14 protein-coding genes are annotated in these 14,549 nt (G+C 42.1%); 4 read left to right on the forward strand and 10 right to left on the reverse strand.

The features are described from left to right. From lspA to ribF, 3 genes are read right to left on the reverse strand one after another with little or no spacing between them, the layout of a single operon-like run. Nucleotides 1-531, reverse strand: a complete 531-nt coding sequence (gene lspA / locus F903_RS02720) for a signal peptidase II (RefSeq protein WP_004667903.1) — start codon at nucleotides 529-531, stop codon at nucleotides 1-3. Next, nucleotides 524-3,361: an isoleucine--tRNA ligase gene (gene ileS / locus F903_RS02725; RefSeq protein WP_005194426.1), complete on the reverse strand. Its 2,838-nt coding sequence runs from the start codon at nucleotides 3,359-3,361 to the stop codon at nucleotides 524-526. Before ileS ends, lspA begins: the two co-directional genes overlap by 8 nt. A 53-nt stretch (nucleotides 3,362-3,414) precedes the next feature. Then, the gene (gene ribF / locus F903_RS02730) at nucleotides 3,415-4,416 is read right to left on the reverse strand and encodes a riboflavin biosynthesis protein RibF (RefSeq protein ID WP_005194428.1); all 1,002 of its coding nucleotides are present in this window, start codon (nucleotides 4,414-4,416) and stop codon (nucleotides 3,415-3,417) included. A gap of 207 nt (nucleotides 4,417-4,623) precedes the next feature. Between ribF and F903_RS02735 the strand changes: the two genes are divergently transcribed. From F903_RS02735 to F903_RS02745, 4 genes are all read left to right on the forward strand, one after another. Continuing rightward, nucleotides 4,624-5,757, forward strand: a complete 1,134-nt coding sequence (locus F903_RS02735; RefSeq protein ID WP_005194430.1) for a TDT family transporter — start codon at nucleotides 4,624-4,626, stop codon at nucleotides 5,755-5,757. A gap of 72 nt (nucleotides 5,758-5,829) precedes the next feature. Beyond that, nucleotides 5,830-6,411 (forward strand): 5'-methylthioadenosine/S-adenosylhomocysteine nucleosidase family protein, encoded by a 582-nt coding sequence (locus F903_RS02740; protein ID WP_005194432.1) that lies wholly within the window; start codon nucleotides 5,830-5,832, stop codon nucleotides 6,409-6,411. A 90-nt stretch (nucleotides 6,412-6,501) separates the two neighbouring features. Beyond that, nucleotides 6,502-6,567, forward strand: a complete 66-nt coding sequence (locus F903_RS16945) for a toxin C-terminal domain-containing protein (RefSeq protein ID WP_416202011.1) — start codon at nucleotides 6,502-6,504, stop codon at nucleotides 6,565-6,567. A gap of 5 nt (nucleotides 6,568-6,572) precedes the next feature. After that, a complete protein-coding gene (locus tag F903_RS02745; RefSeq protein WP_005194435.1) occupies nucleotides 6,573-6,974 on the forward strand; it encodes an Imm41 family immunity protein in 402 nt (133 codons plus the stop codon). Nucleotides 6,975-7,145: 171 nt separating this feature from the next. Here F903_RS02745 and F903_RS02750 read toward each other — a convergent pair whose 3' ends face one another. From F903_RS02750 to argA, 7 genes are all read right to left on the reverse strand, one after another. Further along, nucleotides 7,146-7,757, reverse strand: coding sequence for a TetR/AcrR family transcriptional regulator (locus tag F903_RS02750; RefSeq protein WP_004667910.1), 612 nt, complete (start codon nucleotides 7,755-7,757; stop codon nucleotides 7,146-7,148). A gap of 240 nt (nucleotides 7,758-7,997) precedes the next feature. After that, entirely contained in the window at nucleotides 7,998-8,798 is an 801-nt protein-coding gene (locus F903_RS02755; RefSeq protein ID WP_005194438.1) for an ATP-binding cassette domain-containing protein, read from the reverse strand. A 13-nt stretch (nucleotides 8,799-8,811) separates the two neighbouring features. Then, entirely contained in the window at nucleotides 8,812-9,615 is an 804-nt protein-coding gene (ssuC, locus tag F903_RS02760; protein WP_005194439.1) for an aliphatic sulfonate ABC transporter permease SsuC, read from the reverse strand. Beyond that, nucleotides 9,612-10,787: an FMNH2-dependent alkanesulfonate monooxygenase gene (gene ssuD / locus F903_RS02765; protein ID WP_005194441.1), complete on the reverse strand. Its 1,176-nt coding sequence runs from the start codon at nucleotides 10,785-10,787 to the stop codon at nucleotides 9,612-9,614. Before ssuD ends, ssuC begins: the two co-directional genes overlap by 4 nt. A gap of 32 nt (nucleotides 10,788-10,819) precedes the next feature. After that, nucleotides 10,820-11,806 carry an aliphatic sulfonate ABC transporter substrate-binding protein gene (locus tag F903_RS02770; RefSeq protein ID WP_005194444.1) on the reverse strand — a complete coding sequence of 329 codons (987 nt, stop codon included), beginning with the start codon at nucleotides 11,804-11,806 and terminating at the stop codon, nucleotides 10,820-10,822. A 9-nt stretch (nucleotides 11,807-11,815) separates the two neighbouring features. Further along, nucleotides 11,816-12,811, reverse strand: coding sequence for a sulfonate ABC transporter substrate-binding protein (locus F903_RS02775; protein ID WP_005194445.1), 996 nt, complete (start codon nucleotides 12,809-12,811; stop codon nucleotides 11,816-11,818). A 306-nt stretch (nucleotides 12,812-13,117) separates the two neighbouring features. Next, complete coding sequence (argA, locus tag F903_RS02780; protein WP_005194447.1) at nucleotides 13,118-14,473, reverse strand: amino-acid N-acetyltransferase; 1,356 nt, start codon at nucleotides 14,471-14,473, stop codon at nucleotides 13,118-13,120. Between the last annotated feature and the right edge of the window lie 76 nt (nucleotides 14,474-14,549).

Consider the following 14,549-nt stretch of genomic DNA (forward strand, 5'->3'; position numbering starts at 1 on the left):
TTATGCATCCTTGTTTTGGTTGCGTTTCTTTTCAAGGAAGAAGGTATCAATCAATAGCAGAATAGTCCCTAAGGTAATGGCACTGTCTGCAATATTGAATGCTGGGAAGTGGCTGTTTTGATAGTAAACATGGATAAAGTCCACCACATAGCCCAAACTGACGCGGTCAATTAAATTACCAAGCGCACCACCAAGAATCAATGCAATCGCCATCGGTAAAACGATCATTTTCTTCGGCATGCGCATCAGCCAGAAAATAAAAATGACTGAAACTAATGCTGCTAACGAGGTAAAAAAGTAGCGTTGCCATCCACCAGCATCAGATAAGAAACTAAATGCTGCGCCATAATTATGCAGTAATGTCCAATTTAGAAAAGGCAATACTGGAATAGGATCTGCATAATTTAAATGCGAGCTCGCAATCCATTTGGTCCATTGATCCAACACGATGGCAAGGAGTGAAAGTCCAAGCCAAAGTAGATTGTGTGGGTAAAATTGGAACAAGCCCGTTTTGGTTTGTGAATTAGGCATACTTTCTCACTTCGCCACTGCCAGTGACGTTGACGATACAGCGGGAGCATAAACCAGCATGACCAACATGTGTATTTACATCAGGCAATACATGCCAGCAACGTACACATTTTTCACCTTCAGCAGCCGAAATTCGAACACGTAAACCTGCAAGGTCTGTGCTTTCACCTTGCTCAGCATAAGGGTGAACGATGACTTGTGAGGTAATCAAGACGAAACGAAGTTCGTTAGCCAATTGGTTTAATACTTTTTCTAGCGCTTCATCTGCCCAAAGTTCAACTTTAGCAGATAAGTTACTGCCCACCAGTTTAGCGTTACGTGCTGCTTCGATCTGTTTATTTACTGCTGACTTTACGCTAATCAATGTTTGCCAATCTGCTTCAGTGATTTGTCTTTCAGCTGAGGCAACAGGGATGTCGTACCATTCAGCGGTGAACACGTATTTTTCAGTTTGTTCTGGAATCAGTGACCAAGCTTCTTGCGCAGTAAAGCTCAAGATAGGAGACATCCAGCGGACAAAGGCCTGAACGATATGATACAGCGCAGTTTGAGCAGATAGACGAGCTTGTGAATCGGCTTTAGTGGTGTATTGACGATCTTTGATGATGTCGAGATAGAAACCACCCAAATCGTTAATACAGAACGTGGTTAATGCGCTACACACCGCATGGAAGTTCATTTCTTCATAAGCTGCAACAATGGTTTTTTGTACGTCGTGAGCACGTTGTAAAATATATTGATCAAGCTCGATCAATTGGTTTACAGGGAGCGCATCGGTACTTGGTTTAAAACCATTTAAGTTGGCAAGTAAGAAACGTAAGGTATTACGAATACGGCGATAGCTATCGCTGACACGACTAAAGATCTCTTTACTCGCTGCGATTTCATAGCGGTAGTCGCTTGATGCAACATACAGACGTAAGCCATCTGCACCCAATTGCTTGATGATTTCTTCTAATGGAATGTAATTCCCCAATGATTTAGAGAGTTTACGACCATTTTCATCAACCGTGAAACCATGCGTTAGCAATGCTTTGTAGGGTGCACGATTATGGGTTGCGATTGAGGTGAGTAGCGAAGATTGGAACCAGCCACGATGTTGGTCTGAACCTTCTAGATATAAATCAGCAGGACATTCCAGTTCTTCACGCTGCTCAAGAACTGCATAGTGTGTCGTACCTGAATCGAACCAAACATCTAAGGTGTCGCGAATAGCATTATATTGTTCAGCATCTGCACCAATGAAGTCTTTGGCTTCACGATTAAACCAAGCATCAATGCCTTCTTGCTCGATCAGTTTTGCAACTTCCTCGATCAATTCAGGGGTGCGAGGATGTAATTCATTGGTGTCTTTATGCACGAAGAATGGGATTGGAACACCCCAAGTCCGTTGACGAGAGATACACCAGTCTGGACGGCCATCAATCATTGACTCAATACGGCTCTTACCCCAACTTGGTACGAACTCAATGTCATTCTCGATTGCATTGAGTGCTTTACTACGCAAGTTTTCTTGATCCATGCTAATGAACCATTGCGGTGTCGCACGGAAGATAATCGGCGTTTTATGACGCCAGCAATGTGGGTAGCTGTGTTTGATCGGTTGATGCGCCCACAAACGACCTGTCGCCCCTAAAGCTTCAATGATTTTTGGATTGGCTTTATAGATGTGCTCGCCAGCAAAGATAGGGGCAGTCGGTAAATACACACCATTGCCACCCACAGGGTTATCGACTTTAAGGTTATATTGTAAGCCGACTTTATAGTCATCCACACCATGTCCAGGTGCAGTGTGTACCGCCCCTGTACCGCTGGTTGCAATAACGTGCTCACCTAAAATGATTGGAACTTGACGATCTACCAGTAATGGATGCTGAAGCAACAAGTTTTCAAGTTTGTTACCAGTAAAATCAGCCAAAACAACAGGATGCTCAAGCTTGTAACGCTCAATCGCCGATTCGACTAAATCTTTGGCCAAAATAAAGTTTTGCTTAGCGCGATCAGTGCTGACCTGAACCAACTGGTAGTCAATTTCAGCGTGTAATGCCACAGCTTGGTTGGCAGGCAAGGTCCACGGTGTGGTAGTCCAAATCACGATATCAGTCACGTCTTGGACTTCTACACCTAGACGCGCACTTAAATCCTTGAGATCAACAACGGTAAAACCAACGTCAATTGCATCAGATTTTTTATCTTCGTATTCAACTTCAGCTTCAGCAAGTGCAGAGCCACAGTCCATACACCAGTTCACGGGCTTTAAACCCGGCTGTACGTGACCATTTTTTTGAATTTGACCTAAAGCACGCACAATATCGGCTTCTTGCTTAAAGTTCATGGTTAGATAGGGATTATCCCAATCACCTAACACACCTAAGCGTTTAAAATCAGCGCGTTGTATATCGATTTGTTGTTGTGCATATTCACGGCAGTGCTTACGGAACGTCGCAGCATCCACTTTCTCACCGACTTTACCGACTTTTTCTTCAACTTTAAGTTCGATCGGTAAACCGTGGCAGTCCCAACCGGGTACATAAGGCGCATCAAAACCTGCCAAAGTACGACTTTTGACGATAATGTCTTTAAGCACCTTGTTGACGGCGTGACCTAAGTGAATGGTACCGTTCGCATACGGAGGGCCATCATGCAAAATATATTTTTTCTTACCAATACGCGATGCACGAATCTGCTGATAAATGTTGTCGGCATACCACTCTTCTAACCATTTGGCTTCACGCACAGCCAAATTTGCCTTCATGGCAAATTGAGTGTCAGGCAAATTGAGTGTGGTTTTATAATCCACTGCATTTTCAGGAGTTTGCTTATCGCTCATGCAAGTTGTCTTCCAGTTTGATCAGTCTAAACTGACAGGTTTTACAATTAAATTTAAAAAGGAAATTCTGGTGTACGCTTACGATAATCTCGTAACTGCTGTACATCATCATCAATTCCAGCTTTGAGTGCTTCAAGCGAAGGATAATTCAGTTCACCATGTAAATAGTGAAGAAAGGTTACCCGCATTAATAAGCCATACAGATTAGCAGAAACATCGGGGAAATGTACCTCTAATCGCCATTCAGGTTGAGCTTGTTGAATTGCAGGGCGTGTCCCCACATGACCTGCACCAAACAAACTGTCACCTTGGTATCCTGCAATACCATTTAACGCAGGATCTGCATGTTTTATTTTTGCTGCAAGTGAAGCATTTTCACATACGACATCTACAGCATAAATCCCACTTAAACACGGTTTATGGCGGTTTAAGCGGACATTAATCGTTGGGAAATCAAGCGTACGTCCGATTTGATCACCGTATTGCACACGACCTGTGATGCTATAAGGGCGACCCAGTAACTTTGCTGCTAATGCGAGATCACCTTCTTGTAAGACTTGACGAATACGGGTTGAACTAACACGGTCACCATTTAAGGCAACGGTATTAAGGTTGATCACATCAAAACCATAATCGCGTAAAAAACTGCTATTGCCTTGACGATCTTTGCCAAAATGAAAGTCATCGCCTAACACCAAGCTTTGGGCATTGAGTTTGAGTTTGAGTAATTCAGCGAATTCAGTGGCGTTTAAACTTCTAAAATAATGATTAAATTTGGCCACAGCAATATAGTCGACGCCCAGCTCTGTTAAATATTCTACTTTTTCGCGTAGAGAGCTAATACGTGGTGGCGCATCATAGCCTTTAAAAAATTCGAGGGGTTGCGGCTCAAAAATCATCACTAATGTTTTTAAGCCTTTGGCTGCTGCCAACGTTTTAAGTTGAGCAATCATCGCTTGATGCCCTAAATGGACACCATCAAAATTGCCAATCGTTACCGCAGTCGGCGGTAACTGAAAATCTGGCGATAAAGCGTTGAGACGAAGCAACTTCATGGGCGTTAAATTCAGCGAATTTTGCAAAGGCTGTATTTTGCCATATTCTCAGCGTTTCGTCTTGTTGTTGTGTTTTTATACAAGATATTTTCAATATTTAAGAACTATATATCAATTAAATTGATCTATTAAATAAAAATAAATCAATTTTTCTTATTAATAAGTTAGACTAAGATTCTCTTATCGTCGCTTTACTTAGAGCTAAAGATGAAAAAGCCATTTTACCAGTTACAACAGAGCAGAGATGTGATTCGTCATTTTACCCCGAACTGGTTTACTGCAACCATGGGAACGGGGGTGGTGGCAATGATTTTAGCACAGTTACCTTTTGCGTCATCGCTCATGTTTATGCTGGCGACCAAATTATGGCAGTTCAATATTCTGTTATTTAGCACTTTTAGTGTTCTCTATATCTTACGTTGGATTCTGTTTCCAGCAGAAGCCAAGCAGATTTTCACGCATCCCAATATGAGCTTATTTTTGGGTGCAATTCCGATGGGCTTGGCAACCATAGCCAATGGTTTTCTCAGTTTTGGTACAGCGTTATATGGTGATATTGCTATTCAAATTGCACAGTATCTTTGGTACATCGATGTGTTCCTTGCGGTTGTGATTGCGTGGCTCGTGCCATTTTGTATGTTTAGCTGTCAAGATCATCATTTACATCGTATGACAGCAGTTTGGTTATTACCCATTGTGGCGTGTGAGGTTGCAGCAAGCTCTGCGGGTCTGTTAGTACAACATTTGGCAGCAGATCAACATGCTTTTTATATTTTGATCACGGGTTATGTGTTGTGGGGAATTTCTGTTTTACCTGCTTTTGCAGTATTGACGATTTTGATGTTGCGCTTGGCTTTGCATCAACTACCTGAGAAAGAAGTGGCGATCTCAAGTTGGTTGTGTTTAGGACCGATTGGCACAGGGGCGTTGGCATTACTTTTATTGGGTGAGCAAGCACCACGGATTATGCAAGCCATGGGTTTTGAAAGCTTAGCAATATTATTGCCAGCTCTTGGGATTGTGGCGAGTCTAGTTTTGTTAGGCTTTGGAGTGTGGTGGTTCGGTATCGCCATTTTAACCACACTGAGACATGCGCGAACTGGCATTCCATTTAACTTAGGGTGGTGGGGTCTGACCTTTCCATTTGGGGTCTTTATCTTAGCGATCTTTAATTTGGCACATCAGTTACATATTGATGCGCTACAGTATGTTGCTGTGGTTTTAAGTCTACTTTTAGTTGGCTTATGGGCTTTGGTAATGAAGAAAACAGTGGCGGGCGCATATAGTGGCCAATTATTTTTCTCTCCATGCTTGGTCGCATTGCAGCAGAAGATGCAATAATATTTGAGCTGTGGCAGACCACGGCTTTTTTTATATATGGTTTTCAATTTCACCTAAAACGAGTTCTAGTGTATGCGTGCTGATGTTGCCTTGATTATGGCTTTGCCAAATGAATCTAAAGGTCTGTTTGAACAGGCGGGGATTGATGTTCATTACAGCGGAATTGGCAAAATCAATGCGGCATTTAAAGCCTTTGAAGTGATTCAGAAAACAGGATGTAAGACTTTAATTAACTTAGGTAGTGCGGGAAGTTCGCATTTTAATGCACATAGTCTGGTTGAAGTAACCACATTTGTGCAGCGGGATATGGATGTATCTCCCTTAGGTTTTGCGGTGGGTGTCACGCCAATGGATGATGATATTCCTGCCGAAATTCATGCACAGCCCCATTTTGAGTATTTACCCAAAGGGATTTGTGGAACGGGAGACTCCTTCGAAACAGGGCAGCCGAAAGTAAGCTGTAATTTAGTGGATATGGAAGGCTATGCCTTGGCAAAAGTCTGCCGTAAGTTGGATGTGCGTTTGATTTCAGTCAAATATATTACCGATGGTGCGGATGATACGGCCCATCTAGATTGGGAAGAGAACTTACTCTTGGGTGCTCAAAAGTTATTGGCTTTGTATCAGGCACATTTTTTAAATGAAAAAGTTTAACCCTTTAGTATGTATGGGTAAACCTTGTATTTTTTATAAGTTAATGAAAAACATATAATTATTTTCCTTTAAATTCGCATAACGACCATTATCTTAAATATTAAAACTACACGAAATGGCACATATGATATAAATATGAATAGAATTGGAGATTGAATACTGTGTTTGAAAACTTTAATAGAAATATAACTTTTTTAGGCGAAGAGATATATGACCCTAATTCATTTATAGGTTTGTGGCTCGATGAAGGTGTTTGGTCTGATCTTGAATACTGGAAATTAGAAAAGGATTTATTAAGTATCAATTTTCATTATCCAAAGAATACACCGATTCCTCGAAATATTTTATGGGGTGTTATGAGGATCACGCAATTAATGATTGTTTCTGATTGGGATAAATTTTCTATTTTTAAAGAACATGAATTATATACACTAGATGAAGATTGGGGAATTCCAACTATTTTTGATAGATATGAAAGATTTAAATATTTATTAGAAATTTTATTTACTGATGAAACAGATCTAGATGACATAGATTTTGGATATAGTTTCAAAGCCAATTAGAGGCATTAACATACTACGCCTTATACGAAATAATTGAAGTTTTATCTCAAAACCGTTTCAGTGTTCTGAGCACTGAAATGGTTTTTATTACGCATACAATAAAAAAAAGCGACTATCAAAGTCGCTTTTTTATTTCAATCGCTAAAATTAAGGCTTTTAACTAAAGAAAATTTAACGTGGTAATGCGCCGTACAGCATCAAATGTACTGTGTGTTCAACAGAGCGTTGGTACATGCTGCGATTGCGCAAGGTTTTACCCGTCACCATTTCCATTTGAGTGGAAAAATCAGCATAGTTTTGGGTGATTGCCCAGATATTGATAATAAACAGTTCAGGATCAATTTCTTTAGACAATTTACCTTGTTCTTGCCAAATTTGGATCACTTTGGTTTTGCGTTTAAATAGCTTTTTCAAAGGACCTTTTAAGATCGGTAAAATATGCGGTGCACCTTGGATAATCTCCAGTGCAAACAAACGCGATGCTTTCGGTTGATCGCGTGAGCTTTCTAGCTTTTGAATTAAATAGTGGGTGAGTGCTTCGGTCGGCTCAAGTTCTGATTCCAATGTTTGCAAGGGCGCAAGCCACTTTTGCAACACCGTGGTTAGCACCTCGACGTATAGAGACTCTTTATTTTCATAGTAATAGAAAATATTAGATTTGTGCATACTAGCGAGTTGTGCAATCTCATCCAAACTAGCGCCACTGAACCCATAGACGGAAAAAACATCTAGGGCAGCATTCAGCAGTTGATTGCGCTTTTGTGTACTTTTTTTCTGTTCCATCTGCGAGCTTGATTCAAAAAATGTCATTGACATTGTAAGATAAATTGTCGGTTTTGTGCACAAGAACACAGTTTTTTATTAAAAAAAATGTAGTTCTTAGATTAACGGTAACGATGTGTTTGAAAATGATGGATATCTAAAAATTGAATTACATGATTTGTAAATTATTCCTGCTGCATTGAAGGGAAAGCGCTTCGCATTTTATGGTTTTAATAACATTTTAATGTTGATAAGGCGGTTTTAGGTGGCTAAAACCGCATTAAGGACTTGCTGTTCGAGTTGTGCAAACGCAATACTTTTTTTACGTGGACGTAGCAGGTTGACCTGAAAGTTGTGAGCGATGTGTCCTTGATCGAGCAAAATAATTCGATCGGCAAGTTGGACTGCTTCACTAACATCATGCGTGACTAAAATCGCCGTAAAGCCTTGTTCTTTCCATAACTGTTCAATGAGCTTTTGCATTTCCAAACGAGTTAATGCATCTAATGCCCCTAATGGTTCATCCAGCAACAAAATACGTGGCGTATGGGAGAGGGCACGTGCTAAAGCTGCCCGTTGACGTTGTCCCCCAGAAAGTTGAGTGGGCCACTGCATGGCTTTGTCTTTTAAACCAACTTTTTCTAAAAGCGTTTCTGCTAGGTGATGTTGGGTTTTGGCTAAACCTAATTGTGCGTTTTGCAAAACGTTCTTCCATGGCAGTAAGCGAGGGTCTTGAAACATCACTCGAATATCAGCACTGGTAATGCCTTCCCGAAAGTTACGTGCCGACTGGAATTTAATTTCACCGTAACTCGGTTTTTCCAGTTGGGCAATCAGACGCAGTAGCGTACTTTTGCCGCAACCACTACGTCCTACAATGGCAACAAATTCCCCAGCTTGAATATTTAGATCTAAATCCTCTAAAACCTTGACCTCACCATAAAACTTATAGAGTTGTTCAATCAGAATATCTGCACCATTTGCAGGAGTGGTTGGCGTTTCTGGCTCAGCCACAGGTTGGATCAAACTGTCATCAAAGAAATTTAAATTTAAGTTACTCATATTCATCTCCTTTTTATTTTTGATAGCCTGCATGCCAGCGCAATAAATAATGTTCTAAAGCTTGTGCCAATACATCCGCTAATTTGCCCAGTAAGGCGTAGAGTAAAATGCCGACCAACACGATATCAGTTTGTAAAAACTCGCGTGCATTCATGGTCATATAGCCGATTCCTGCTTGCGCTGAAATGGTTTCCGCCACGATAAGTAAGACCCAAACCAACCCTAAAGAAAAACGCAGCCCGACCAAAATAGAAGGCATTGCACTGGGTAAAATAATGTCTTTATAGAGTTGCCAGCGATTGAGTCCGTAACTCTTACCCATTTCAATCAGTTGAGGATCGACTGAGCGAATACCGTGGTAGGTATTGATATACATTGGGAAAAATACACCGACAGCAACCAAGAATAGTTTGGCCGTTTCATCGATTCCGAACCATAAAATCACCAATGGAATCAGTGCCAGTGCTGGGATGTTACGGATCATCTGTAAGGTGGTATCAAGCAAGGTCGAAGCAATCCGTGATGAACCATTCACCAGACCTAAAATAAGCCCTGAACCACCCCCGACCAATAAACCCAACAAAGCCCGACCAGCGCTGACTTTGACATGTTGCCAAAGCTCACCACTGACCAATAAATGCCAAAAAGCACTCACGACAGCCGTTGGTGCGGGTAGCACTCGACTTTGTAATACACCCACACTTGAGGCGATTTGCCAAATCATGACCAATAAAATGGGGAACAACCACGGCAGCAAACCTCTCCCTAAACTTTTTGTTCCACGTGAAACATCATTGAATAGCGTCTGTGCACTCATACGCTCTCCTTAACCACTTTTCTGGGTTGCTTGACCTCAGGCACATAGTTATTGGCAATGATTTCACCAAATGGTCCTGTTAAATGCGGTTGTGCCAATTTCTCTCGAGTTTTAAGTGGCAGTAAAGGGAACACCAATTCAGCAAACCGAATTGATTCTTCTAGATGTGGGTAGCCAGAGAAAATAAAGGTATCAATCCCCAAATCAGCATATTCTTGGATACGTGCTGCAACGGTTTCAGGATCACCGACTAAAGCAGTTCCTGCACCGCCACGAACTAAACCAATACCCGCCCAAAGGTTAGGTGAGACTTCAAGCTGATCTTTACGGCCCCCATGTAGCGCCGCCATACGTTGTTGCCCAACCGAATCCATTTGAGCAAATTTTTTCTGTGCTGCGGCAATGGTTTCATCATCGAGGTATTGGATCAATTCATCCGCAGCAGCCCAAGCCTGTTCATTACTTTCGCGGACGATGACATGTAAGCGAATACCATAATTGAGCGTACGTCCTTTAGCCGCCGCTTTGGCACGTAGGTGTTCGATTTTTTCTTTCACCGCAGCAGGTGGCTCACCCCAAGTCAAATAGGTATCCACTTGCTCAGCGGCAAGCTCAGTTGCCGCGTCTGATGAGCCACCGAACCATAAAGGTGGATAAGGCTTTTGTACGGGTGGGTAGAGCAGTTTGGCATCATCGACACTGAGACGTTCGCCGTGAAAAGTAAATGATTCACCCGTATGCGAGCGAGTGAGAATTTCTCGCCAAATTTTTACATATTCAGAAGCTGTCTGATAACGAGTGCTGTGGTCTTCATACAGACCATCACCTTTTAATTCTTGCTCATCTCCGCCCGTAACAAGGTTGAGGAGAATACGACCATTCGACAAACGATCAAAAGTTGCTGCCATACGCGCAGCGAGTGACGCTGTGGTGATCCCCGGACGTAATGCAACGAGGAATTTAAGTTGTTTGGTTGCATCGAGTAAGCTTGCCGCCGTAATCCACGGATCTTCACAAGAACGACCTGTAGGAATCAAGACACCGGCATAACCTAAATGGTCGACTGTAACGGCAATTTGTTTCATATAAGCATGATCGACCTGACGAGCACCCTTACTGGTACCTAAATAACGACTGTCACCGTGAGTGGGGATAAACCAGAAAATATTCATGTCGATGTTCCTCATGAAAATAAAAGCAATGATTATTGGGCAGACCAAACACTTTGTTGGATATCAATCTGCGTAGGAATGAGTTGCGCTTGTTTAAATAAATCGGCGATTTGTTGTTGATGCTGTATGACCTCTGGAAGGAGCGGCTGAACAGGTGAGGGTTTTGGTCGTTTGTCTAGTACCCGTTGGGCGACTGGTATACTGAGCCCCGTGCTTTTGGCATAAATCTGTAGTGCTTGATCTGGGTGTTGCACAATCCATTGATCTGCAAGATTGTTGGTTTTGATCAGTTTCTGGACGGAATCAGGATATTTTTGAATGAAGTCAGGATTGCCAATATAAAAAGAATACGTGGTTGGGAACGCGCGGCCATCAACCAACGTTCGGGTGTGACCTTGTATTTCGGCAGTGCCTAAGTAGGGTTCCCAAATCGCCCATGCATCAACCGCTTGTTTATCAAATGCGGCACGTGCCTCGGCTGGGGCTAACCAAATGGGTTGAATGTCTTGCCAAGATAAACCTGCTTTTTGCAAAGTTTTAGCTAATAATTCATGCGCACTTGAGCCTTTCTGTACAGCAACACGTTTACCTTTCAAATCTTGAAGCGAATGAATCGTGTGATCTGCGTGAACTAGAACCGCTTGTGCCGTCGGTGCCACTATTTCATAAGCCACATAGCTCAAGGGTTTTGCTGCGGCTTGGGCAAAGATCGGTGGCGTGTTTCCAACATAGCCAAAATCAACCGCGCCAACTGCGAGGGCTTCTAACATTTGCGGGCCTGCAGGAAATTCCCGCCACTCAATTTTGGCATTTGGAAATGCTTGTTCAAACAGCTTGTGTTGTCTTGCAACCAATAAATTGAGTGATGATTTTTGAAAGCCAATCGAAAGAGTTTTGACGCTTTGCATTTCAGTTGATGAAGTGGTTTTTCCAAGCGTTTGTTCTGGTTTTTGGCATCCACTGAGTGTAAATGTGCTGAAGGCTAAACCAATAACCGAAACTTTAACGAACCACTTCATACTGAGCCTCTATTTTTTAAGTTGGTTTTTTAAGACAGCATCTTGAATCACAAGTTGCTTTGGAATGAGTTTTTGAGCAAAGAATGCATCGGCAACATACTGTTGTTCTTTGGCGACTTGTGCAGAAATGGGTTGAACACCAAATCCCATACGTGAAATGGAGGTTTTTAAAACATCAAACCCAAGTCCAGTCGGTTTTTCTAATAATTTTGCAGCATCGTCAGGATGGCTTTTAACCCAATCTGTGGTTTGATTGAGGGTACTGACCAGCGTTTTCAGTGCGTTAGGGTGATTTTCCGCAAATTTACGATCTGCTAAATAAAACTGATGATTGCTAACGAGCTGTTCACCGCTTGCAAGCACACGTGCATGAATTTGATGTTGTGCCGCTGCGAAGAAAGGATCCCAAATCACCCAAGCATCAACCGCACCTTTTTCAAAGGCAGCGCGGGCATCGGAGGGTGGAAGATAGACGGGTTGAATGTCATTTAAGCTGAGCTTATTTGCCTCTAAAAGCTTGAGTAATAAGTAGTGGACATTCGAGCCTTTATTGAGCGCAATACGTTTCCCTTTGAGATCTTGTATGGATCGAATAGGTGAGTCTTTTTGCACAATGAGTGCTTCGGCAGTTGGTGCAGGAGGTTGATTGGCGACATACACCAAGTTTGGATTGGCTGCTTGCGCAAAAATTGGAGGCGCTTCACCTGCTTCACCAAAAACCACACTGCCAACATTGAGACCTTCTAAAAGCTGGGGACCCGCTGGAAATTCCACCCATTTGACATGGATACCTTGAGCAGCAAGACTTTTTTCTAATTCACCTTTTGCTTTAACAATCGGCAAGATGCCATATTTTTGAAAGCCGATGCTTAATGTTGTGGTCTGTTGTTTTGTGGTGTCTTGCTGCTCAGATTTTTTTGCACAACCTGCAACTCCGATCACGCTGGCAAGACCTGCTGCCAGAAGAGTGTATGTTGCCCATGAACGATGAATAGGACTGGTCATGTTGGTGGTGCTCCCCGAAAAATCAAAAAGACTTCAATAAGATGAGCAACCAAGCTAAAACTTTTTTTAATCCATAAAAAATAAATAATCGGGCATTACTTATGATGAAAAGTGCAAAAAAGAAGAACGAATAATCTTATCTTTAGATGGAATAACAGAAAATCATTTTTATCTTATTAAGATATTGTTTTAATTCGGTTTTATTATTTTTATAGATCAAGTAAATAGATGCTCTGGCAGTTGTTAAACAGAAATCATGATAAATTGGAGATATCTTTATCAGAAATAAAAATATCTCCAGTTTCATTAGGCCAGTACTTTTTTAAACACCAGCGAGTTACGTTGGTAGTTATATAGGGCTTGGCGTGCATTGGGTAAATCATCAATATGAGCGGGTACAAAGCCATGTTCTAAAAACCAGTGCGCTGTTCGTGTCGTGAGTACGAATAACTGTTGAATCCCTTGTTGTTTGGCTTTGTTTTCTAAGAATTGCAGAATTTGACTGCCACGATTGGATTTACGGTAGCTAGAATCAACCGCAACGCAGGCAATTTCAGCCGAACGCGTTTCATTCAATGCCGAAGAAATCGGGTAGAGTGCAGCACATGCCAAGATCATTCCATCGCGTTCAATTACGGCAAATTGCTCGATTTCACTTTCAAGCAGTTCGCGAGAGCGGTAAACCAAAATCCCTTCTTGCTCAAGTGGGCGAAGTAAATTAATTAAACCACCGACATCGTTGATATTGGCAATACGCACTTCTTCATAATGCGCATCGGTGATCATGGTGCCAATCCCATCACGGGTAAATAGCTCTTCAATCAACGCGCCATCATAGGTATAAGAAATCAAATGCACGCGATGCACGCCAGATAAAGAGGCTTGTTGTGCTTGTTTGAGATGCAGGGCAAATTCTGGATGGTGTGCTTGGTATTGTTGAATATAGGATTCAAGTTGACGAGGGCTTAACTCACGTAATAATTGTTGTTTTTCATTCATTAGACCCTGTTTTTCGCCCAAGAAAATAAGTTTATCCGCGTTTAATGCAGTCGCCGTTTTGGTTGCTACTTCTTCCGCCAATAAGTTGAAAACTTCACCTGTGGTTGAGTAACCCGTAGGTCCCAATAATACGATATTGTGGTTGTCCAAATGCCGCTGAATCGCATCGGTATCGATGGAACGCACTTCCCCTGTCAACTGGAAGTCAACGCCATCACGGATACCATAGGGCTTAGCCGTCACAAAATTACCTGAAACCACATCAATGCGAGCGCCGTACATTGGCGAGTTTGCCAATCCCATGGAAAGGAGCGCTTCAATCTCTAAACGAATTGAACCCACCGCATTCATCACCGCAGGCAACGATTCACGAGTGGTCATACGGCGATTTTGATGAAAAGGCGTTTCAATCTTTCTTTCAAGTAGATTCTGATTGATTTGCGGGCGTGCGCCATACACCAAGATCAATCGAATACCGAGAGAGTGTAAGAGCGCAATATCATGAATGATATGTTGGAAGTTTTGGTGTTGGACCGCCTCACCGCTAAACATCAGTACAAAGGTTTTATGGCGGTGTGCATTGATATATGGTGCAGAATGGCGAAACCAATGTACATAATCTTGTGTTGTACTTTGTGAAGTTTCGGTTATTTGGTTCGCCATGTTGATCTCAGATATACATCAATGAATCTGATTTTAACTAAAAAAACCAAAAGATAAACCGATTCCTAAAACAACA

Origin of the sequence: Acinetobacter sp. NIPH 298 (genome assembly GCF_000369505.1) — a bacterium.
In the GTDB taxonomy this organism is placed as follows: domain Bacteria; phylum Pseudomonadota; class Gammaproteobacteria; order Pseudomonadales; family Moraxellaceae; genus Acinetobacter.

Coding starts and splice junctions, on each gene's coding strand:
- F903_RS02735 (WP_005194430.1), top strand. CDS start 4,624: ATGAAAAAGCCATTTTACCAGTTACAACAGAGCAGAGATGTGATTCGT.
- argA (WP_005194447.1), bottom strand. CDS start 14,473: ATGGCGAACCAAATAACCGAAACTTCACAAAGTACAACACAAGATTAT.
- ssuD (WP_005194441.1), bottom strand. CDS start 10,787: ATGAATATTTTCTGGTTTATCCCCACTCACGGTGACAGTCGTTATTTA.
- F903_RS02775 (WP_005194445.1), bottom strand. CDS start 12,811: ATGACCAGTCCTATTCATCGTTCATGGGCAACATACACTCTTCTGGCA.
- F903_RS02755 (WP_005194438.1), bottom strand. CDS start 8,798: ATGAGTAACTTAAATTTAAATTTCTTTGATGACAGTTTGATCCAACCT.
- F903_RS02770 (WP_005194444.1), bottom strand. CDS start 11,806: ATGAAGTGGTTCGTTAAAGTTTCGGTTATTGGTTTAGCCTTCAGCACA.
- F903_RS02740 (WP_005194432.1), top strand. CDS start 5,830: ATGCGTGCTGATGTTGCCTTGATTATGGCTTTGCCAAATGAATCTAAA.
- lspA (WP_004667903.1), bottom strand. CDS start 531: ATGCCTAATTCACAAACCAAAACGGGCTTGTTCCAATTTTACCCACAC.
- ssuC (WP_005194439.1), bottom strand. CDS start 9,615: ATGAGTGCACAGACGCTATTCAATGATGTTTCACGTGGAACAAAAAGT.
- ribF (WP_005194428.1), bottom strand. CDS start 4,416: ATGAAGTTGCTTCGTCTCAACGCTTTATCGCCAGATTTTCAGTTACCG.
- ileS (WP_005194426.1), bottom strand. CDS start 3,361: ATGAGCGATAAGCAAACTCCTGAAAATGCAGTGGATTATAAAACCACA.
- F903_RS02750 (WP_004667910.1), bottom strand. CDS start 7,757: ATGGAACAGAAAAAAAGTACACAAAAGCGCAATCAACTGCTGAATGCT.